This window comes from Streptomyces sp. NPDC057543 (assembly GCF_042801895.1).
Taxonomy (GTDB): domain Bacteria; phylum Actinomycetota; class Actinomycetes; order Streptomycetales; family Streptomycetaceae; genus Streptomyces.
In genome coordinates this window covers 1-20,548 of the sequence record NZ_JBHVFF010000151.1, presented here as the reverse complement: position 1 = coordinate 20,548, position 20,548 = coordinate 1, and the positions used below count along the sequence as shown (strand labels likewise).

Below are 20,548 nucleotides of genomic sequence, written 5' to 3'. Positions count from 1 at the left end.
TTGTTGTGCGGCGCCCCCTATGGGAACCCCCGTCCCGGCGGGCGGCCAGCGCCTGGCTCAAGGCGCAGCTCGGCCCGGCCACCGACCCGGCCGACCTGCAGACCCGATACGAGCGACTCGGATCGGCGAAGGCTGTCGCCCTCGAAGTGCTCGGCGAGCGCCGCGCGAAGCTGCTGGCCGACCCGCTGCGCCTGACCTCGACGGCGTCGTCACGCCCGGCGAAGGGGCCAGTTGTCCTCGACGACGCAGCGGGCCAGGCGCAGGCGTCCGGTCTCGGTCAGGGGTGCATTACGGTGGGGCACGAGGGCCTTTCGGTCGGTGTAGACGTCGCAATCCACACCGAACCCGGAAGGCCCTCACCCGTTCAAGATCCCTCAGCCGAGACCTGCATCACCCGTCCACACCGGACAGAGCAGCTAGTGCGTTCACTATCGACCCCAGTACGCCGACCCGAACCGCCCCGCGTTTGAAGGGCGTTCGAGGGCACTGATGTGTCGAGGAGAGGGGACGGGGCCGGCCCCACGGTCACTGCGGCGTCGGTCCCGGCCGATCCATCAGGGACGGAGGTGCCGCCGCCGACAGCCTCAAGTTCGGACAGATCTGGGCCGTCGGACCTCTGTGCTCTCTCAGCTGGCGTGAAGGACGCGAAAGCGATCGGGTTCCGCTGGATCTCGATCAACGACTTGGATTGGCGGCCGAGCCCATTGCCAGACGCTGATGCCTGGCGTGCGGGAGAACTGGATCTTCCCGCGGGTGCCTTCGACTGCGACGCGCGGCCAGGCTTCGGCAGTGCGCGCCCGGTCCGCGCCGTGAGAACGCAGGACATCGGCGAGGACGGCGATGGTGTCGTAGCCCTCGAAGGCGACGAAGGAGGGCGCTTCGGCCAGCCGCTCGCGGAGGGCCGTCTCGACTCGTGCACCGAGTGGGCTGAGGTGCTCGGGCAGGTAGCGCAAGAACGGGATCGCGGTGCCGTTGTCGCCGAGCAACTTCGCCCATTCGGCGAACTCCGGTTGTCCGGCCGGAGCACCGATCATGATCTCGGCGAGGCGCTGGTCGCGGCGGACGGACTTGACGATCGGCACGGCCGGCTCCGGGTGGCCGACCAGAAGAAGGAGGGCTGTCGCGCGGTTGTCGACGAGTTCGTCGCACACGGCTGCGGGGGTGAGCGCGCTCATGTCGAGTTCGATGACGGTGCCGCCGCGTGGAGCGAGGTAGTCCCGCAGAATGCGGGCCCCGGATGCCCAGTAGACACTTGGCTGGGCTGCTACGGCGATTCGGTTGTGGCCCGCGCCGAGGAGGAAGTCTGCGTAGATCTGCCAGCCGCGGGACTGCGGCGGGGCGAGGCGGGCGACCCATTGCGTTGGCTGTTCAGTGAGCGCGTCGAGAACCGCTGACGAGCAGAGGAACGGCAGGCCGAGGGCGTTGGCCCTGGCGGCAGCGGCGCGAGCGACGACGCTGTGATACTCCCCCGCCACGGCAGCCACGCCCAGGCGGGCCAATTCGTCTACGGCCTCCGCGGCGCTCTGTGGATCAGCTGCGGTGTCTCGGACTACCAGCTCGAGTGGTCTTCCGCCGATGCCGCCGGCGTCATTGACTTCGCGAACGGCCAGTTCGAGTCCAGCGAGCAAGTGGTGGCCTGCCTCGACCCAGCCAGGCCGAGTCAGCGGAACGAGAGCGCCGATCTGGACGGATGATCCGTCAGTCCGCTCCGCTTCAGATGTCGATGGTGGCGTATTCATGCGTTGGCGTCTCCCTCGTGACGATTCGGTCGCAGGTGATGGTGGCCAGTTGGGATTCCCCGCTGGCGGGCAGTTATTGGGAGCCATCTGGCCGCCGTTAGTGACAATCGGTGATCGTGGGGCTGAGGAGTCGGTTGCGTGGTCACAAGGTACGCAGGAAGTCTTCGAGCGCCTTGTTGAAGACGCCCGGGCGTTCCACGTTGGGGTAGTGGGCAGTTCCGTCGATCGAGATCGCGTGGCCGTTGACAACGGTGCAGGTGAGGCGTTCGGCCATGTCGAGGTGGTCGGGTGAGTCGATGGCGCCGTTGATGGCCAGTACGGGCACGTCGATCTTCGCGGCACGGTTCCACGTGTCGTGGACGGGGATGCGCAGGTCAGGTTCGTCGGGGGCGTGCTTGGACAGGGTGCTGCGGGTCATCTCGCGCAGGCGGCCGACGACGTCGGGAGCGAGATCGTCGAGAGTACGGTCCGGGCCCGCGGCGAAGAGCGTGAACGCCTCGACCGAGGCGTCCAGGTCACCGGCGGCCATCGCGGCCTGCCATGCGGCCCAGATGCCGGTGGTCCAGCGATCGGTGAAGTACGGCTCACTGGTCCCGGCGCCGACGACGACCACGGCGCTGACCAGTTCCGGGTGCTCCAGAGCGGTGTCGACCGCAACGCTGGCGCCCATGGAGACGCCCGCCAGGACCGCCGGACCGATGTCCAGGTGGCGCAGCAGCGCGGCGAGATCGTCGGTGTGCCGGAACGGCGCGGCGGCGTTTGTGGACTGTCCGTAGCCGCGTGCGTCCGGCGCGATGACGCGGTACCGCGGAGCGAAGAACGGGATCTGGTCGTCCCACATCGCGTGGTCCAGGAAGCCGCCGTGCAGCAGGACAAGTGGACGACCGGTGCCGGTGTCAAGCCAGAACAGATCATTCATGGCAACCTAGGTGTCATCATGGTGGGGTGAGTGAGACAGACCGGGGCCGCGCGTCCGAAGAGCGGATCGACCGGCTGACCGAGGTGTTCGACCTGGTGGGGCCGCTGTACCGGCGTACCCAGCGCAAGGTGGAGCAGGACGTGTCCGCCCAGGGGCTGTCGGTGGGGGTGCGGGCCGTGCTGATCCTGCTGCGCGAGCACGGGCCCATGACCGTTCCCGAGATGGGCCGGGCCCAGGCGTTGAGCCGCCAGTTCGTGCAGCGCATGGTCAACGACGCGACGGCTCTGGGGTTCGTCGAGTCCACACCCAATCCGGCCCACAAGCGGTCGTCCCTCAACCGGCTGACCGATCGGGGCCGGTCGGCCATCACGGCCGTGATCGACCGTGAACGCGCGATTCTGAGCCAGGCGGGGGGCGACCTCACCGGCGCCGAGGTCGATGCCTGCCTCCGGGTCCTCTCCCGCCTCCTCGAACTCATGGGCAATGGCGACATCGACTGAGCCAAGCCACATAGAGCCGGATCGCTCACATGGAGAGGCCGGCCTGCGCCACCCCGCGCGGCGGATCAGTCGGCGACGTGCACGGTCACGTACGGCATCTCCACCGACCGGGTCTACCTGGAGATCGAGCACGTCTTCTACGACGCCGAGGACGACGTGCTGCGGCACACGGTGACCGTCGGCTACAGCGGCCACTCGTACACGACGCGGGTCCAGCCCAACCCCGAGGACCTCGCGCGCCGCGAGTAGCCGGCCCGGCCCTCGCGTTCACCGAGCAGTCAGGGCGTGGGGTCCAGGACGCGTGGGCACAGACGGGCCGGCTTCGGCCAGGTACTGAGGGGGTTGCACCGTTCGGCTGGTGGGGTGCGCCCACACGAGTGTGAGCGTGGGCTGTGATCACGATAGGTGCGTGTAATTGACTGCGGCAGTGAAATTTTGTAGTTGTTCCACCGGATCTGCACGGAAAGCACCTCTGCGGCTGATCGCTCCCCTTGGGGGACTGGGCCCTGAGCGGGAGGAGACGGCTGATGGACAGTGGCAGACGGCCGTCAGGTTCCAGCTTCTCCGGGGGACCGGAGCGCCCGGAGCCGGACGAGGCGCACGCGCGGCGGCGTATGAGGCGGATCGGCGCCGCTGCGGCAGCCCATGCCGCAACGGCCGTCGCTCATGGCCGGGCCATCGCGCGGCGGATCAGACAGACGCCCGCGCCGCCGGGGCCGTTCCGCCCCGAGTTCTGGCGCAGCCCGATCCGCGGTCCCTGGCTGACGTCGATGTTCGGCCTGATGCTGCTGATCGGCATCCCGCTGTTGTTCGTGACCGGACTGCTGTCCTACGCCTCCTACAACCCGGGACTGAGCCCTCTCAACGACAAGACCCCCGACAAGGGCGTGCTGGGTTTCTACCTCTTCTCCTGGCCCACGCATCCCTACTGGCTGTATCGGCTGACTCAGGGCGTGCATGTCACGTTGGGTGTGGTCCTTGTGCCGGTGCTGCTGGCCAAGTTGTGGTCGGTGATCCCGAAGCTGTTCGAGTGGCTGCCGGTGCGCTCCGTCGCCCACGGGCTGGAGCGGCTGTCTCTGCTGATGCTGGTCGGCGGGGTCATCTTCGAGTTCGTCACCGGCATCCTCAACATCCAGCTCTACTACGTCTTCCCTGGCTCGTTCTATCGTCTGCACTTCTATGGCGCCTGGGTGTTCATCGCCGCCTTCGTCGTCCACGTATGCCTCAAACTCGGCCGGATGACACGGGCCCTGCGCTCTCGCAGCCTGACTGCCGAACTGCGCACCGACCTGGCCCGCACCCGGCCGGAGCCCCCGGACCCCGACGGCTTGGTGGCGGCCGCCCCCGCCCCGGCGACGATGACCCGCCGCGGCGCGGTGGGCATGGTGGGAGCGGGATCGCTGCTCCTCCTCGTCGTGACCGCCGGACAGAGCATCGGCGGGCGACTGCGCGGCACCGCGCTCCTCGCACCGCACAACCGCGACCCGGGCAGCGGCCCGAACAGCTTCCAGATCAACAAGTCGGCGGCGGCCGTCGGCGTCACTCCCGCGCTCGTCGGCCCCAACTGGCGGCTGGAGATCCACGGCCACGGACCGGCACGGGTCTTCACCCGTGAGCAGCTCCTGACGATGCCCCAGCACGCCGCCGCACTGCCGATCGCCTGCGTGGAGGGATGGTCCACCGACGATCAGCACTGGAGTGGCCTGCGGCTGGCCGACCTCGCCGCCGAGGCCGGCATGCCCGACGCAGGAAGCGTCCTGGTCGAATCCATCCAGCCCCGCGGCCCGTTCACCAAGGTGGTGCTGCGGGGCAACCAGATCCACGACCTCCGAGCCCTGCTCGCGCTGCGCGTCAACGGGGCGGATCTCTCCCTCGACCACGGCTACCCGGCCCGCGTCATCGTCCCGGCCAACCCCGGCGTGAACAACACCAAGTGGGTGCACCGGCTCACCTTTAGGACGTGACCATGGCACGATTCAGCCGCTGGTACGGCGCCGGACCCCTGCACCTTCTCGTCCTGATCTGCTCTTTCGCCCTCACCGGCTACGCCTTCGTGCGCCTATTCGCCGTCCGGCCGCTGGAGGTGGCGATCTGGTTCGTGGGCGCGGCGGTCCTCCACGACCTGATCCTGCTGCCGCTGTACTCGCTCGCCGACCTGACGGCCCACTCCGTACTGCGGCACCGCCCTGCTCGCGTACCGCAGGTGCCGTGGATCAACTACCTGCGCGTACCCACATTCCTTTCCGGTGTGCTGCTGCTCGTGTGGTTCCCCCTCATCCTCGATCTGGCGATCCCGTACCAAGGCGCCTCCCGGTTGCCCGAGGCCGTCTACCTCGGCCGATGGCTGGCGATCACCGGTGTGCTGTTCGGCGCGTCCGCGCTGGCCTTCGCCGTCGAACTGGGCCGCATCCGGCGAGCCGCCAGCGCCGACGATGAACGGCCCCCACCCGGCCACGACGCCAAGCTGTGACGACCAAGGAGAACCAGCCGCCCCCCGGACACGAGGATCCCTACGCCCTGGCCCTTCAAACCGGTCGCGCGCCGGTCTATCTGCGGTTGACGGACAGGCGCCGGACCCGGCTGCCGGTGCACCGCTGGTGCGCGCAGCCCACCAGGGCCGACCAGACCCTGCTGGAACGCTGTGTCGGCCCCGTGCTCGACATCGGCTGCGGACCGGGCCGACTGTGCACGGCACTCCTGCGCCAAGGCGTCTTCGCCCTCGGTATCGACGTCGCACCCCACGCGGTCGCCCGGACCATCGCCCTCGGCGGGACCGCACAGTGCCGGTCGGTCTTCGACCCGCTTCCCGGCGAGGGAAACTGGCAGACCCTCCTGCTCGCCGACGGGAACATCGGCATCGGCGGCGACCCGCACGCCCTAGTACGCCGCTGCACCCACCTCATCTCCCCGACGGGTGTCGTGCTCGTCGAGGTCGACAACAACGACGTCGAGGAACGCTGCACCGCCTGGTTCGAAGACACCCACGGCCACCGAGGCCCTCCGTTCCCCTGGGCGCGGCTGGGGGCGCCGGCGCTCCGCCGCATCACCGATGACCTCGGCCTCAGCGTCACCGACCAGTGGAAGAGCGGCCCCCGGACCTTCCTCGCCCTCGGTCACCCGGGCTCATCCCCGCGGGGCGCGCCCGCCCGGGGAGGGAGAGCGATGCCGTGACAAGGACACCAGCCACGTGGCGGTGACGAGCCGAGCGGGTGGCAGGGCCGCGCCGCGCCCCCAGTCAGGGCAACCGCCGGCGGCGGGACGTGCGCTCCGCGGACCGTGCTGCTTGAGTGAGGTGAACCCGACGCGCAGGGAGGCTGTGATGGACGACCCACCGGTTCCCGGAGCGGTCTGTGCAGAGGGCGACTACCCGGGTCGTCCAGGCCCGACCGCGTCGCCAGGCCGGAATGGGATGGGCCGTGGCCGGTGAGCACGCGACCGATCGGTGACCACGCCCTACTGTCCGACTGTCGCTCGGCCGCCCTGGTCACCTCCGACGGTTCAGTGGACTGGCTCTGTCTTCCCCGCTTCGACAGCCCGGCGATCTTCGCCCGCCTCCTCGACGAGAACGCCGGCCACTGGTCCATCCGCCCCGCCGGACCCGCCGTCGTCAGCCGCCGCTACGTCGAGCAGACCCTTGTACTGGAGACGACCTTCCGCACGACCGGAGGAACAGCCGTCCTGCGCGACGCGCTCGCCCTGGGACGGCGCGAACGCGGACACGCACTCGGCACCGCCTCCCCCGGAACCCTCCTACGGCAGATCACCTGCACCGAAGGGCAGGTGCCCGTCGAGATCACCTATGCGCCGCGCCCGGAGTTCGGGCTCGTCCACCCGCTCATGTCCAGCGTCCGCGGCGGGATCGCCGCCTATGGGGGCGCCCACGTACTGTTGCTGTCGAGCCCCGTCGACCTTGCGGTGAGCGGTTCCACCGCGCACGGCCGGATCACGCTGCGGGCACCGGACCGCCTCGGATTCGCCCTGAACATCGGGCCGGCCTGGGGAAGCGAGCCCGCGCCCTGGCGTCCTCGACGCATCCGCCGACGTCTCAACGACACCGCCGAGGGCTGGCGTTCGTGGTCCCGGCTCCACCGCGGCTACGTCGGGCCCTGGCAGGACGAGGTGGGCCACAGCGGACGCGTGCTGCGCGCCCTGACCTTCGCTCCTACGGGAGCCATCGTCGCCGCGGCCACCACCTCCCTGCCCGAACGCGTCGGCGGGACACGCAACTGGGACTACCGCTATACCTGGGTCCGCGACGCCAGCTTCACCCTGCAGGCACTGGCCACCGCCGCCTGCGAGAAGGAGAAGGACAAGTTCTTCGACTTCCTCGCCCGGGCGGCGGCAACCCAGCTCCACCGGGGCGTGGACCTGCAGATCATGTACGGCATCGGCGGCGAACACGACCTGAGCGAGCGGGTCCTGCCCCACCTGGCCGGCTGGCGCAACAGCACCCCCGTGCGCACCGGCAACGACGCATGGCACCAACGCCAACTCGACGTCTACGGCGAACTACTCGACGCGGCCCACCAGACCCTCCCGCCCGGCGGGAGCCTCGACCCGCCCACCCGGGCCTTCCTGCTCCAAGCAGCCGAGACGGCCGCAAGCCGCTGGACCGAACCCGACCAGGGCATCTGGGAGAAACGCGGGCCGAGCAGACACTTCCTGCACTCGAAACTGATGTGCTGGGTAGCCCTGGACCGCGCGATCGCCATGGCCCCCGCCCTTCGGGCCGACGAACACGTACCCCACTGGCGGAGCGAGCGTGACCGGATCCGCCAAGTCATCGAACAGCGAGGATGGAACCCCCGGCTGAGCGCCTTCACCCAGGCATTCGAAAGCGACGACCTGGACGCCTCGTCACTCATGCTCCCCATCGTCGGCTTCCTGCCCCCGCACGACCCCCGCGTCCAGTCCACCGTGCTGGCGATCGCCACTCACCTCACCGACCCGGGCGGCCTGGTCCGCCGCTACCGCGGCGACGAGATCGAGGAAAAGGAGGGAACCTTCCTACTGTGCACCTTCTGGCTCGCCCACGCCCTCGCCCTGACCGGCCACACCACCCGCGCGCGGCAAGTGTTCCAAACCGCCGTCGCGCACGCCAACGATGTCGGCCTGCTGGCCGAGGAGACCGACTCCACCACGGGAGAAGCCCTCGGCAACTTCCCCCAAGCCTTCAGCCACATCGGACTCATCAACGCCGCCCGTGCCATCCGCGACGCCGAGCGACAACCCGCAACACGAGAAACCGGACGCTAATCAGACCGTGTCACGGCCTGGGGGCGGGGGCGATCCACCGAGGCCGTGGTGACCAATGGGATGGGGTGTGAGGTGCGGCCGGTGAGAAGGAGCGCGTTCGATGACCAGGAGGGCGGCGTCGTCGGCGAGGTGGCCGCCGGCGTGGGCGAGCAGATCGCGGTGGATGTGGTGCAGCAGAGCATCGGGGTTGGTGGCGGGGAAGGAGGCGACTCGTTCGGCGAGCGGGTAGAACGCTCGGGACGGCGAGCGGGCTTCGATGACACCGTCGGTGTAGAGGACGAGCATGTCACCGCCTTCGAAGGTGAAGGGGTCGATGCCGTCGTCCTCGATCGGTCGTTCGCACACGCCCAGCGGAGGCAGGGGCTGTCGGGCGTGCAGGACCGTGACCCGCTGATCGTGCACCAGCAGAGGCGGGGGATGTCCGCAGTTGATCATCTCGGCGGCCGGCGCCGTCGTCGGGGATCTCCAGGACGAGGTGAGAAGCTGCCGGACGTCGTCGGTGAGGGCAGCGCCGACATCGTCCATGGCCTCGTCGCTGGTGGGGAGCGGAACGGCCATCTGCCAGTACGACTCGAACACGCCGATGAGACCGTCGAGCAGGGCGGATCGCTGCACGGCGATGTGGTGGCGTGGGTGGTGCTCGCGCGGGGGTGCGTGGACGACGGCGAAGCGGTCGTCACAGATCAGCAGATTCAGCGCGACGTTGGGGAAGACTCGGGCGTGTTCACCGAGGTCGACGCAGTTCCGGATGGCTTCCAGGGCCAGCGGGTCACGCGGCACCTCGGCGCCGTAGACCACTGAGTACGCGACGCCGCGCGCGAGTGCCTCCCGACAGCCCGGCGCCGCCCTCGGGGGCGCGGCGAGCCACCTGGACGCCAGGAACCACGCCCGCTCCACGGTGTGTGGGTCGACGGCGTACGGGATGGGAGCTGGGGATAGTGGTGGGCTTGGGGGGTCTGGGGACCCGTGGGTGGCGCACGTTCCCCTCGTGGGTGATGGTGATATGGGGCTTGCTGTCATGCGGTTCATGGCCGAGCGGGCCAGCTCGCGGAGATCGATGGCACGCATGCGGTGCTGGTCCCACAGCCCAAGGCTGCCACCGCCTCCTGAAGGGAGCAGCCGTGTCGAACTTCACCCCATATCTGGAGCGCAACCAGGCTTTCGCGGCCTCCGGTGCCCAGGCCGACGTCCCCCGGGTCCCGTTCATCCCCTTCAAGCAGCTGTACCTGATCATCTGCATCGATCCGCGTGTGGAGCCCGCGGCTGTGCTGGGCGTCCGGCTCGGAGAAGCGATCGTCGCACGTAACGTCGGCGGCCGCGTGACGCCGGCGGTCATCCAGGACCTTGCCTGGATCGTGCACCTGCACGAGAACATGACTCCCGACGCGGACTGGTTCGAGATCGCCGTCATCCACCACACCGACTGCGGTTCGGGATTGCTCGCCGACGACGATCTGCGCGCCGGCTACGCCGCCCGCGGCGGCTGGGACGAACAGACCTCCTTGGAGATGGCCGTCCTGGAGCCGTCTAAAACGGTCCAGAAGGACATCGCCAAGCTGCGCGCGGCACCCGAGCTCGCGTCGGCCATCGGCAACATCAAGATCGGCGGCTACGCGTACGACCTCGGGACCGGGAAGATCACCACCGTCGTGCAGCCCGGCTGAGCAGCACACGGAATGCCCCGGCAGTCCCGGCCGGCGACGAGATGGAAGCAACTGTGCCCAACAGACGGAGTTTCCAGCCGTCCGGCTCCCCCGTTTCCGTTTTCGTGGCTCCGCAATGGGGCCTCCGGCCTTCGGGCCCGGCGGCTGGCCTGACGGGGGCTGAGCGGGACATGGCGAGGTGCCCGTGGGCTGGTCGACCTCATTTCGTTGCACAGCAGACCAGTACCACAACCCCAGCGAGCGCCCTCGTCCGCTACCGTCCTTCGGGGGCTTCGGAGCGGCCGGTATGACCGTCGCTGACCGACCCGGCTATAGCTACGGATCAGAAGTGCCCGTGCCCCTCCCGTGCCCGATCAAGCGGGAACTGACGGGGAACCACGGAGTCTGACGGACAGCACTCATGAGAACGGCCCCTGACCGCATCGCCTGGTGAGGGGACGTTCATCTGCGGTGGGTGTGGGATTTGAACTCTCAGTGACACCGCTGCCACGACGGTTTTCAAGATCGCTCACAGACCTACAGGAACAGTCGGATCGTCTCAGCGGCGAGTGGGTACAGCGACAGCACGATGAAGACTCAGCCGACAAGCCGGATGACTCCTCCGTAGCGTTGCTCCGCTGCCTCAGACGGTGGTCTCATCCGAGGCTGGTAAGGAGACGTCTTCGCCTGGGGCACCCTGATAACCAACGCCGCGTCCGGCCGCCTGCCGTTCGGCGCGGGCGCCTCCGATGCGGTGGCCTTCCGCATCATGTCCGCCGAACCGGACCTGCTCGGCGTGCCCGGCGATCTGCTGCCTCTGGTTGAGCAGGCACTGTCCAAGGATCCCGGCGACCGGCCGACCGCGGCCGAACTCAGCCGCGGCTGCGCAAGGCTGCTCACCGCCCAAGCCACGGCCGCCGTGCCTCGTGCTGAGGAGCAGCCGACCCTTGTGGCCGACCTGGTGAGCCTCCACTGGGAGCTGCCGCACGAGGAGCTTGGCTGGGCTGTCGCCCGGCGGGGGCGGCGGCGTGTGAGGCTGTATGTCTCTGTTGTTGCAGCCGCGCTTGTCGTGGGCGGCATCAGCGGAGCAGTCGCTGCTTCATCCGCCTCCCAGCCTGAGCAGCGACCGGCAGCTGCGCCGGGCAGGTGAGCCGACGGCTACGGCCTCCAGCGCCGGGACCGCGACGGTGCCGAGCCACAGTGGGGAACCGGCCGGCTCCTCGCTTCGCCCCTCCCCCGACACAACCTCACTGGTTCCGCCGAGGCACGGACGCCATCCTCGCCCCCGCAGCCTCCCCCGTTCGTCTATCTCCCGGACCAGATGGACTGCAGGCCACAGAAGCAGGCCGAGATCGGCGGGGCGTGGCAGTACGTTGCCCCGGGTGAGGTCCGCACCGGAGACGCTGTGGAACTCTCTCTGCGCAACAAGTACGGCAACTTCGATCCCGTGCAAACCGAAATGCCGGTGCTGGCCAGGGTGTACATGCCCGACGGCACCTCACGGCTGGCGCGATCAGAAGTGCGCTCCGACACTTCCGCCGACGTGACGTGGCCCGGAGTCTTTTCCGGCGCCGCTGCTCTCTATCCGCCAGGTACGTAGACCGTTGTCTGGGCGGTCGGCGACGGCTCGAACAGTTTCATCGCCTGTACAGGGTTCACCGCGCACTGACAACGAGGCTGCGCCCGCTGGTGCGTGAATCGACCTTCGCTGTTCGAGGTCGCTGGCGTAGCACGATTGGTCACGACATGCCGACGGCGCCCGTGCACGGTGCGGGCGCCGAGGGAAGGAAAATGAGCGGGGCCGGAGACTCAGCCGCGGACGATGTTCTCCGCCTGCGGCCCCTTCTGGCCCTGTGTGATGTCGAATGTCACGGCTTCGCCCTCGGTCAGCTCGCGGTATCCGTTGCCCGAGATGTTGGAGTAGTGCGCGAAGACATCCGGTCCGCCTCCGTCCTGGGCGATGAAACCAAAGCCCTTCTCAGAGTTGAACCACTTCACGGTGCCGCTGGCCATGCTCGTCCCCTGGTCAAATTCTGCAGCGGCCCTGGGCCGGACCGCTGCAGCGCCCTTCCTCGGGCGCCCACTCCCGTCCTCCCCAGCCCACCCACACCTACACTCACCAATCCGATCTTGTTACAGCAACCCTCGACAGCTCGCAGCACCGGTGGCTTTCTGCCCGCAGCCTCTCCCCTGCCGCTTGTTCAGGCGGCGCGGCTGGACGGTCTCATGGCCGGGCGATGAGCCGGGGCAGGGGTTCGAGCAACGCGCACGGTCTGAGGCAGAGGCGAGGTCCGGGCGCGTATGACCGAGTCCTTGGTACGAGGCGTCGACCCGCAATCCGTTGCTGTTCATCCTCGGCGCGACCGAAGGAGCCTGCCGCAACCTGATCAGCGACCGGCTCACGCGACCCGCGTCGCGTCGAGCCACCCCTGGAGCACCTCGCACAGCGGCACGAGGTCCTGGTCCAGTGCGGCGAGCAGCTCGGGGGCAGGCCTCGACGTCGTGCGCCAGCCACGCAGGGCGGCCAGGAACGCCGCCTGCATCGCCCCGCCGATACTCGCGGGCCGCAAGTCCTCCCCACTGCCGCCGGCGCGTGCCGCCACGTAGTCGGCCACGGCGTCGGCCCAGCTGACCCAGTGCGCCAGAGCCTCCGCCCGAAGGTCCGCGGAGCCGTCGAGGACGACGAAGCGGCGCAGCCAGATGCCCTGCTCGTCGACGGAGCTGTGCAGGGCCTCGACGATGCACGCGCGGACGACCGTCATGACCGGCGCCGCGTCGTTGGCTTCGGCCAGCAGGCGGCGCAGGGTGCGGGTGTGGTCGTCGAAGGCGGACCAGACGATCGCCGACTTCGACGGGAAGTGGCGGAAGAAGGTGGTGCGGCTGATGCCGCTCGCCGCGGCGATCTCGGCGATGCCCGTCGCGCCGTAGCCCTGGCTCAGGAAGAGATCGAGGGCTGCCGCCTCGATCTGCTCGCGCGACGCCACCGGCGGCCGGCCGCGCCCCCTTCGGGCCTGCTGCATCCGGGACCTCCCTCCCTGCTCCATGTTTTCGGTACCGAGTACCATTAATAGCGTTACGGTAAGGATCACACATGGGGAGCACGCATGGAAGCCTGGCAGTTCACCGAGGTCGGAAAGCCGTTGAGCCGCAATGAGGTCGCGGAGCCGACCGCGCGCTCCGGCGAGATCGTCATCGCTGTGAAGGCGGCGGGCCTCTGTCACAGCGACGTCGGTTTCCTCGACGGCACACTGACGCCCCTGCTGCCCTACCGTCCCATCACCCTCGGCCATGAGATCGCCGGTGTCGTCTCGGAGGTCGGTGCGGGCGTCACCCGGTTCGCCGTCGGCGACCGGGTCGCCGTGCCCGCCGCGATCGAAGGTCCCGGCACTTCGTCCGACGGCGGTTTCCAGCCCAAGGTCGCCGTCCGCGAGGACCTGGTGATCGCGCTGCCGGACACCATCGCCTGGGACCAGGCCGCCGCGGCCACCGACGCGGGGCTCACCTCGTACCACGCCGTCGTCGTCCAGGGGCAGGTAACCGCCGGTAGCAAGGTCGGCATCATCGGTATCGGCGGGCTCGGCTCGATCGGTGCGCAGGTGGCGCTCGCGCTCGGCGCCGAGGTCTACGTGGCCGAGAAGAACGAGAAGGTGCACGACTACGCCCGTGAGCTAGGCGTGAAGGACGTGGCCACCGACATCGACGCGTTCGCCGACCAGGGGCTCGACGTCGTCGTCGACTTCGCCGGATACGGCACCACCACCGCGGGCGCCGTGGAGGTCGTCCGGCGCGACGGCCGCGTGGTCCAGGTGGGGCTCGGCGTCGCGGAGGGCACCATAAACCTCCAGACGCTCACCCTCAACCAGGTCGTCCTGCTCGGCTCCCAGGCCGGCACGCCCGAGGACTGCCTGGCGGTCATAGGCCTCATCGCCGACGGCAAGGTGAGCTCGCGCATCACCCGGATCGGCTTCGACGAGATCGGCGAGGGCGTCGAGCGGCTCAAGCGCGGCGAAGTGGTGGGGCGACTCGTCGCCATCTACGACTGAGCCGATCAGGCCCGACCACGGAGGCTGTGGCGGGGCGGGCAGGACCGAAAGGCCCCTCCCACCCTGCCTGTTCGGCACCGGCTCAGTCGCGACGCCGGATCGGATCGCTGCCGTCCCGGATGCGGGCGGCTTCGACGATCGGCTCGAAGTACCCGGCCTTCTCGCTGGTGAACTCGGGGAGTTCGACGATCGCCCCTGAGACCTCCTCGTGCAGCCAGCAGGAGAAGCGGCCTCGGTCGCCGATACGGCCCGCGGGCCCCTCGACGTGGCCCTGGCCCAGCAGGTCCGCGTAGCGGACGTCGTATTCCTTGGTCCAGTACGCGATGTGCCGCGGGCCCTCGTCGGCCGTACGCAGCGAGCAGCGACGGCGCGTCGTTGAGCGGCTGGATCAACTCGATCTGCAACGGGCCGGAGTTGGCGAGAGCGATAGCAGCGCCGGGCAGCCGTTCCACGTAGCACGTGACCTCGGTGCCGCCGGCATCGACCCCGCCCCGCAGCGCTCCGGCCCAACCCTGGCGGCAGTTCCTGACCGCCCAGGCCGTACCCGCCGACGTTCTCAGCCAGCCACCCGTCGTCCCCGACCTCGCCACAGCGCACGTACAGCGTGCCGTCGACCTCCTCGAGGTGTACGCCCGCCGCCGGAACCTCACGGGGTGCGCCCACGTCTGATCGTCGCACCGGCTGGGTACGATCACCTACGCCGGTCTGAGTACGCGAGTGGCCCGCCGCGCGCGGCGCCGGAAGGGTGGACGCATGCGCCGACTGCTGCTGCTCGCCCCGCTGTTGCTGTTCACCGTCGGCTGCGGCGTGGTGCAGTCCTCCGGGGACGAGGCGACGGACGCCGCACGCGAGGTAGCCAGGAAGGCGGGCGAGCGGCTCTACGGCCAGCGTCCGCGCACGGCGGAGGAGGTCGGGCGCTCCGCTTCCGGCATCGACGGGGTGGAGGTACTGCGGGTGACGGGTACCTCGACACACGACGGGAACGGCGTCGACGTGGTCGTCCGCACGTCCGGCTCGGCGTACAACGGATGGCTCGACCCCGAGGAGGTCACCGTGCGGCGCTGTTTCGCGGTGCGGGTGTCGCCCAAGTCGGAGTGGCGTGAGGATCCCCGTGACGTGGACTGCCCGGATGGCCCTCCGCTGACCTTCGCCCCGCCACCCGAACCCCCCCGGCTACCGTACGAGGAGCTCCGCGCGAAACTTCCCCGGGTGCCGGAGGGCGGCCGGGTGGACGAGGCCGAGGTGCGCCGTACGCTCGCCGCCCTGGACCTGCATCCGGCGATCCGTACTGAGGTGAAGGCGGACGGCGGCCGGGTCGGCGTTCTCCTGTCCGTAAAGGGCAATGGCTTCGACGCGCAGGACTGCCTTCTTGCCCGCGTGGGCCCCGGCGCCACCGAGGTGTGGGTGCCGCCCCGCATCCAACGGATGCCCGGAGAGGGCGGCTGCACCATCGGCAACGCCCTGGACCCGAAACCGTCACCGCACTGAACGGGGTGCCTGGCTCCGGCGAGAAGCCGCCAGCACTTTCCCCGCCGCCTCCGCGATGTCGCCCATCGCCTCCACCGTCCCTCGGAAGCGGACCGGGATCATAGGTAGAAGTACTGTCGGAGCCGAGCCCTGTGCCGTCCCCGGAGTCGCTGGTGTTCGCCAACAACGAAAGCGAGCGGATTCATAAGAGGCTGCTCGGTGAGCTGCAGAACTTCGACAACCTGGTCAAGGCGTACGGCACAGCCGACGTGTACCCGGTCTACCGTCATCAGTCCACCTACTCCCCCACCACGGGCGCGACCTCCGATGCGTTCCTGATCACGAACGAGGGCAAGCTGAAGTTCACCACGGAGCCCAAGGGCGGTGAGGGAGACATCACCGCGGAGCGGCTGTGGATTCGCGTGGCCCTACTCCAGGCAGCAGCGGCGATCAGCCCGCTGCTGGCGGGCAACCCTATGAAACCCGTCATCGACAAGGCCATGGGAGACCTTGACCTGCCTTACACGCTTCTGAGCCTTCAGCGCACCCGGCCGCTGTAGGGCCAGGCGCTCCCGGCCCGGCCGTATCGCGACCCGTCACGGGGACCGGGGCGGACCTGTCCTGCACGCTCCATTCCGGCGGGCCGAGAGCAGCGTAGTCGTTCGGGTGCGAAGCCCGGCTCCAGTTCGCAAGCCACATCGTCAGCACGTCCCTGGCCTGCGCCCACACTGTTCTTGGGTGGCTCATCGGTAGATCCAAGGCATTGGAGGCAGAAGATGCAGGAAGAGCGTTCGGAGCGCCCAACCCCCGAGCAGTGGGAGAACGCGGTGAACATGTTGATGGAAGTCCAGCACACCCTGGCCGCTTCTATCGACTCCGGCGCCGTGGAGGATCACGACCACCACCGGTCCCCGACGGCGCTATCCGGCAGCCCCGGTCCGCAGGCTCCGCTGAGGAGCAGCTGTCGATCACCGATGCCTTGATTGCTCTGCCGTTCCCCGAACAGGAAGGCCAGTCGCCGGGGGTGTGCTCGATGTCGACCCACACCACGCTGCCGGGCCCGGCGGAGCCGTAGGAGACTGTCCACTCGGCGTACTTGTCAGCGCAGTTGTCGCTGACCATCACTCGGTGGTCCGTCGTCAACCTCAGGCAGGTGCGCGGGTTCGAGCCCGGCGCATGGGATGGGACTCCTCGATCAGCCGTGGTCGAGTCGATCGCACGGCGCAGACGTGGTCGATGCACATTCCGCCCGAGACGGCGGCGGCACCGATCCTGGAACACCGGCCGGCCCGGTAGCAGCCTGCGGTGGCCGCTGTCACTCGCCCGGCTGAGCCGCATCACCGATGGCGTGGCGGCTCGAGGCTGTGGCCTCGCCGATGAGAACCCCATGACCACAGGCTCACGGGAGCGAGCATACGCCGTGGACGTGGCTCGACGGTGTCCGCCGGGCACGCCGAACTATCTTGCGTCGGACGCGTTTTGCGGCGCCAAAAACCGTACCGGATCGCTGACCCGGAGCCCTGTAATGCGCACCTCTCTTGGGGCGAGGGCTCAACAACCTTTACGAGCACCCGCGATGAGAGGATCACCGTGCCACCACACCGTATCGAGGAGGGTCCGAGGTGCCGTCCGCCGAGCTGAAACACACGTTCCGCATCGCAGCGCCGCCTGAGGAGGTCTTCGCGCACTTGGCCGAACCGTCGCATTACGTCGGCCTGTCGCCGCTCCTCGTCGCCGTCCGCGACGTGCGCCGCAGCGGCGGGACCGTGCACTACACGGCCGTGGAGCGCTTCCGGTTCCTCGGCGTCCTACGGCAGGACAACATCATCGACGTCACGCTCGTCGCCGTCTCGGACGGTCTTCCGCAGTCCGCCGAGATATCCGGCGAGGTCCGCAGCCCCGGCCGGGTCCGCATGAGCTACCGCTTCACCATCGACCGTCATGAGGCCGGCTGCGTCGTCACCGACACGCTGCACCTGCGGACGCCCCCGGGCCTGCTCCGCTTCGCCGCCTCCCAGGCGGGGGCGGTCCAGCAGGCCCGGGCCCGTGTTCTGACGGCCCGCCTGGCGCGGCCGGCTTGACGTCGTGCCCATCGACGTGGGTGCCTGATGCAACCTGTGCGCTCAACGGCACCGGTCGGGTGGCGGACCTGACCGGGCACTCGCCGGAGCGATCCGGGTTCCCACCTGCCTCGGGCAGGCCTGCCGCGTGCACAGGACCACGTCGAGTTTTCGACATGTCAAGAACGCGACACTGCAAACGATTGATCCGCTACGGAGGCGCGGGCTTGGATCTCGGGTCGTGAACAGACAATCCATCACCGCAGCGGCCGCTCTCCTGCTGCTGCCACTCGCCGTGCCCGGCAGCCTTGCACACGCAGCCACGGACGATCGGTCCGGGCCGTCCGTAACCCGCATCATCACGCTCGACAGTGCACCGGCCGCGCAGCGATCCTCTCCCAAGGAACGTGCCGCGGCGCGCCACGCCGTCGACGACTCCCAGCGGGAGCTGGTCGATGCGGCGGGGCACGCAGGGATTCCACTGACCGTCCACCGCCATTATCGCAACGTCGTCAACGGCCTGGTGGTGAAGGTCCCCGCGGCGCAGGCCGACCGGCTCACCGCACTGCCCGGCGTGGCCTCCGTCTCAAAGCCGGTGGTGTACGAAGCGCCGGAGAAGCCCACCCCGGTCTCCGAGGACGTCCTCAAGAAGGCCGTCGCCCAGGCAGGCGGCACCGCCCGGTCGCGCACCGACGCACCGTCCGGTCGGGAAGTCGTCACCACCACGGACCTGACCGGCGTCCCCCAGGCCCATCGCCAGGGTTACACCGGCAAGGGCGTCACCGTAGGCATCGTCGACAGTGGCATCGCCTACGACCACCCGGCGCTCGGCGGCGGGGGCTTTCCCAACTCCAAGGTCCTGGGCGGCTACGACTTCGCGGACGAGGACGCCGACCCCTACGACGACCAGTACGGGCCCGCCGCCGGACACGGCACCCATGTCGCCGGCATCGTCGCAGGCGACGACGAGCACATCGTGGGGGCCGCCCCGGATGCGACCCTGCGCTCCTACCGTGTCTTCGGCACCAAGAACGCCGCCACCGACGACATCATCATCGCCGCGCTCGACCGGGCCGCCGCCGACGGTGTGAACGTCGTCAACATGAGCCTGGGCGCGAAGGGCGAGCGCAGCAGCAACGTGCTCTCACTCGCCGTCGACAACCTCGTGGCCTCCGGTACTCCCACCGTCGTTTCCGTCGGCAACGGCTACGCGGGTCCGTTCAACGCCGCGGCACCGGCCGTCGCCAACGGCGCGATAGCCGTGGGCAGCACCTACAGCAACCGCTACCCGTACCTGGCCTTCGCCCTCGACGACGGCTCCACCACCCCCGTTCCGTACCAGGACTCCGGGCGCGCCCCGGCCGCGCCCGCGACGGGCAGCAGCCCGATCACCCCCATGGCCTCCAGCTGCGATCCGCTGCCCGCCGACAGCCTCGCCGGTCGGATCGCCCTCATCGCCCCGGTAACCGACCCTGCGGAGTCCTTCAACTGCCGCCCGCTGGACCTGGCCCGCACCGCGGAGGCCGCTGGGGCGGTCGGCGCGATCTACCACGAGCCGAGGACCGACCCGGACACCATCCCCGTGTCGCCGTGCTGCGGCACCACCGGCATTCCGCTGGTGGCGATCCGCGAGAGCGACGCCAAACGCATCCTCGCCGCACCGGCCGGGATCAAGCTCACCTGGGGCGCCTACGCCGGCAGCCCGCTGAATGCCGACGCCGCCGGGCTGATGGACCAGAGCTCCTCCTGGGGCCCCGGCAACGAACTGGAGTTCAAGCCGGACATCGCCGCTCCCGGCGGCTACATCCTCTCGGCGATGCCGAAGGCACTCAACTGGTACGGCGTGAACTCCGGCACCTCGATGGCCGCCCCGCACATCGCCGGTGTCATCGCCCTGCTGCTTCAGGCCCACCCGGGCCTCACCCCCGACCAGGTGCGCACCACCCTGCAGAACACCGCCACTCCGCTCGCCATGACCGGCGACCACAAGCGCGGTCTGCAGCCCGTCGCCCAGCAGGGTGCCGGGCGGGTAGACGCGATGGCGGCCCTGGCGTCGGTCTCCGGCGGCCGGCCGACCGCCACCCCCTCCAAGCTGGCCCTGGGCGACCTCGAGGGACGGCAGCGGATCCGACGCGTCACGGTGCACAACCCGACCGACCAGACGGTGACGTACCAGGTCGGGCAGAGCGCCGCGGTCTCCGCCGCCCCGCCGTACACCAGCTCCTGGCAGCCGGTCGACACCGCTGGTGACGCCCGGGTCCACGGCGTCGACCGACTCACCGTCGCCGCGCACGGCAGCAGCACGGTCACCGTGCACATCGAGCAGCCCGACGGAGTCCCCCAGGGCACCCTGTTCGGAGGCTGGGTGGAGTTCACCCCAGTCGACGCGGCCTCTCCGGAGATTCGGGTGCCCTACCTGGGCATGGCGGGCGACTTCGACGCGGTCTCCGCGATCAACCCCACCTTCTCCGCAGTCAACACCACGCTGGACAATCCGGCGCTGCGCCCCGGCTACTTCAGCTTCGGCCGCAGTGTGCCGATCACCGTAGACCTCACCGACGCGAGCACGGCCAACGACGAGGCATGGGTGATGCTGTCGCACGGCTACCCCCTGCTTGAGCGGATGCGCCTCCAAGTCCTCGACGCGCGCGGCAGAGTCGTCGCCACGCCGTACGACGCCTCCTGGGTGAGCCGCAACTCCGGTGCCGGCACCGGGATGGACTTCTACAGCTGGGATGCCAGCCTGGCCGACGGCACCCCCGCCCCCGCCGGCACCTACCGGCTGCGGTTCGTCTTCGACAAGGCGCTCGCCGATCCCCAGAAGGCACCCGGTACCGAGACCTGGACCTCCCCGGAGGTCACCCTGGTCCGCTGACGGCGGCGCGCGGGATCCACATCGACGACAGCCGACGGGCCCCCTG

19 protein-coding genes are annotated in these 20,548 nt (G+C 69.4%); 14 read left to right on the top strand and 5 right to left on the bottom strand.

Annotated features, from left to right (window positions below; all coding sequences use genetic code 11):
* Nucleotides 1-626: 626 nt before the first annotated feature.
* Nucleotides 627-1,739 (bottom strand): ABC transporter substrate-binding protein, encoded by a 1,113-nt coding sequence (locus tag ACFU8Q_RS23955; RefSeq protein ID WP_384457258.1) that lies wholly within the window; start codon nt 1,737-1,739, stop codon nt 627-629.
* 142 nt (nt 1,740-1,881) lie between these two features.
* Nucleotides 1,882-2,658: an alpha/beta fold hydrolase gene (locus tag ACFU8Q_RS23950; RefSeq protein WP_384457256.1), complete on the bottom strand. Its 777-nt coding sequence runs from the start codon at nt 2,656-2,658 to the stop codon at nt 1,882-1,884.
* A gap of 26 nt (nt 2,659-2,684) precedes the next feature.
* Here ACFU8Q_RS23950 and ACFU8Q_RS23945 point away from each other — a divergent pair, with 26 nt between their 5' ends.
* From ACFU8Q_RS23945 to ACFU8Q_RS23925, 5 genes are all read left to right on the top strand, one after another.
* On the top strand, nt 2,685-3,158 hold the full coding sequence (locus tag ACFU8Q_RS23945; protein WP_384457254.1) for a MarR family winged helix-turn-helix transcriptional regulator: 474 nt from the start codon (nt 2,685-2,687) through the stop codon (nt 3,156-3,158).
* Between the two features lie 527 nt (nt 3,159-3,685).
* Nucleotides 3,686-5,122, top strand: a complete 1,437-nt coding sequence (locus ACFU8Q_RS23940; protein ID WP_384457252.1) for a molybdopterin-dependent oxidoreductase — start codon at nt 3,686-3,688, stop codon at nt 5,120-5,122.
* Between the two features lie 2 nt (nt 5,123-5,124).
* A complete protein-coding gene (locus tag ACFU8Q_RS23935; protein ID WP_384457250.1) occupies nt 5,125-5,628 on the top strand; it encodes a hypothetical protein in 504 nt (167 codons plus the stop codon).
* Complete coding sequence (locus tag ACFU8Q_RS23930; RefSeq protein WP_384457248.1) at nt 5,625-6,329, top strand: class I SAM-dependent methyltransferase; 705 nt, start codon at nt 5,625-5,627, stop codon at nt 6,327-6,329. Before ACFU8Q_RS23935 ends, ACFU8Q_RS23930 begins: the two co-directional genes overlap by 4 nt.
* A 252-nt stretch (nt 6,330-6,581) precedes the next feature.
* Nucleotides 6,582-8,414, top strand: coding sequence for a glycoside hydrolase family 15 protein (locus ACFU8Q_RS23925; RefSeq protein WP_384457246.1), 1,833 nt, complete (start codon nt 6,582-6,584; stop codon nt 8,412-8,414).
* Here the strand turns inward: ACFU8Q_RS23925 and ACFU8Q_RS23920 are convergent, their stop codons facing one another.
* Nucleotides 8,415-9,311, bottom strand: coding sequence for a PP2C family protein-serine/threonine phosphatase (locus ACFU8Q_RS23920; RefSeq protein ID WP_384457244.1), 897 nt, complete (start codon nt 9,309-9,311; stop codon nt 8,415-8,417).
* A 224-nt stretch (nt 9,312-9,535) separates the two neighbouring features.
* Here ACFU8Q_RS23920 and ACFU8Q_RS23915 point away from each other — a divergent pair, with 224 nt between their 5' ends.
* The 3 genes from ACFU8Q_RS23915 (at nt 9,536) to ACFU8Q_RS23905 (ending at nt 11,657) form a co-directional block, all read left to right on the top strand.
* The gene (locus tag ACFU8Q_RS23915) at nt 9,536-10,078 is read left to right on the top strand and encodes a carbonic anhydrase (protein ID WP_384457242.1); all 543 of its coding nucleotides are present in this window, start codon (nt 9,536-9,538) and stop codon (nt 10,076-10,078) included.
* A gap of 748 nt (nt 10,079-10,826) precedes the next feature.
* Nucleotides 10,827-11,207, top strand: coding sequence for a hypothetical protein (locus ACFU8Q_RS23910; RefSeq protein WP_384457240.1), 381 nt, complete (start codon nt 10,827-10,829; stop codon nt 11,205-11,207).
* Nucleotides 11,208-11,462: 255 nt separating this feature from the next.
* Nucleotides 11,463-11,657, top strand: a complete 195-nt coding sequence (locus tag ACFU8Q_RS23905) for a hypothetical protein (RefSeq protein WP_384457238.1) — start codon at nt 11,463-11,465, stop codon at nt 11,655-11,657.
* A gap of 209 nt (nt 11,658-11,866) precedes the next feature.
* Here the strand turns inward: ACFU8Q_RS23905 and ACFU8Q_RS23900 are convergent, their stop codons facing one another.
* Both ACFU8Q_RS23900 and ACFU8Q_RS23895 read right to left on the bottom strand, forming a co-directional pair.
* The gene (locus ACFU8Q_RS23900; RefSeq protein ID WP_030213732.1) at nt 11,867-12,070 is read right to left on the bottom strand and encodes a cold-shock protein; all 204 of its coding nucleotides are present in this window, start codon (nt 12,068-12,070) and stop codon (nt 11,867-11,869) included.
* 386 nt (nt 12,071-12,456) lie between these two features.
* Nucleotides 12,457-13,077: a TetR/AcrR family transcriptional regulator gene (locus ACFU8Q_RS23895; RefSeq protein WP_384457236.1), complete on the bottom strand. Its 621-nt coding sequence runs from the start codon at nt 13,075-13,077 to the stop codon at nt 12,457-12,459.
* Nucleotides 13,078-13,161: 84 nt separating this feature from the next.
* Between ACFU8Q_RS23895 and ACFU8Q_RS23890 the strand changes: the two genes are divergently transcribed.
* The 6 genes from ACFU8Q_RS23890 to ACFU8Q_RS23865 all read left to right on the top strand — a co-directional run bounded on the left by ACFU8Q_RS23890 (nt 13,162) and on the right by ACFU8Q_RS23865 (nt 20,502).
* Nucleotides 13,162-14,100, top strand: a complete 939-nt coding sequence (locus ACFU8Q_RS23890) for a zinc-binding dehydrogenase (protein WP_384457234.1) — start codon at nt 13,162-13,164, stop codon at nt 14,098-14,100.
* Between the two features lie 459 nt (nt 14,101-14,559).
* The gene (locus ACFU8Q_RS23885) at nt 14,560-14,769 is read left to right on the top strand and encodes a hypothetical protein (RefSeq protein WP_384457232.1); all 210 of its coding nucleotides are present in this window, start codon (nt 14,560-14,562) and stop codon (nt 14,767-14,769) included.
* A gap of 84 nt (nt 14,770-14,853) precedes the next feature.
* Nucleotides 14,854-15,588: a translation initiation factor IF-2 gene (locus tag ACFU8Q_RS23880; protein WP_384457230.1), complete on the top strand. Its 735-nt coding sequence runs from the start codon at nt 14,854-14,856 to the stop codon at nt 15,586-15,588.
* Between the two features lie 131 nt (nt 15,589-15,719).
* Nucleotides 15,720-16,127: a hypothetical protein gene (locus ACFU8Q_RS23875; RefSeq protein WP_384457228.1), complete on the top strand. Its 408-nt coding sequence runs from the start codon at nt 15,720-15,722 to the stop codon at nt 16,125-16,127.
* 1,062 nt (nt 16,128-17,189) lie between these two features.
* Complete coding sequence (locus ACFU8Q_RS23870) at nt 17,190-17,648, top strand: SRPBCC family protein (protein WP_384457226.1); 459 nt, start codon at nt 17,190-17,192, stop codon at nt 17,646-17,648.
* Nucleotides 17,649-17,868: 220 nt separating this feature from the next.
* The gene (locus ACFU8Q_RS23865) at nt 17,869-20,502 is read left to right on the top strand and encodes a S8 family serine peptidase (RefSeq protein WP_384457224.1); all 2,634 of its coding nucleotides are present in this window, start codon (nt 17,869-17,871) and stop codon (nt 20,500-20,502) included.
* Nucleotides 20,503-20,548: the final 46 nt, after the last annotated feature.

Bases quoted from the DNA above. Each gene is read 5' to 3' on its own strand.
- ACFU8Q_RS23900 (WP_030213732.1), bottom strand. From the start codon at position 12,070: ATGGCCAGCGGCACCGTGAAGTGGTTCAACTCTGAGAAGGGCTTTGGT.
- ACFU8Q_RS23895 (WP_384457236.1), bottom strand. From the start codon at position 13,077: ATGCAGCAGGCCCGAAGGGGGCGCGGCCGGCCGCCGGTGGCGTCGCGC.
- ACFU8Q_RS23935 (WP_384457250.1), top strand. From the start codon at position 5,125: ATGGCACGATTCAGCCGCTGGTACGGCGCCGGACCCCTGCACCTTCTC.
- ACFU8Q_RS23955 (WP_384457258.1), bottom strand. From the start codon at position 1,739: ATGAATACGCCACCATCGACATCTGAAGCGGAGCGGACTGACGGATCA.
- ACFU8Q_RS23910 (WP_384457240.1), top strand. From the start codon at position 10,827: ATGTCCGCCGAACCGGACCTGCTCGGCGTGCCCGGCGATCTGCTGCCT.
- ACFU8Q_RS23890 (WP_384457234.1), top strand. From the start codon at position 13,162: ATGGAAGCCTGGCAGTTCACCGAGGTCGGAAAGCCGTTGAGCCGCAAT.
- ACFU8Q_RS23950 (WP_384457256.1), bottom strand. From the start codon at position 2,658: ATGAATGATCTGTTCTGGCTTGACACCGGCACCGGTCGTCCACTTGTC.
- ACFU8Q_RS23940 (WP_384457252.1), top strand. From the start codon at position 3,686: ATGGACAGTGGCAGACGGCCGTCAGGTTCCAGCTTCTCCGGGGGACCG.
- ACFU8Q_RS23880 (WP_384457230.1), top strand. From the start codon at position 14,854: ATGCGCCGACTGCTGCTGCTCGCCCCGCTGTTGCTGTTCACCGTCGGC.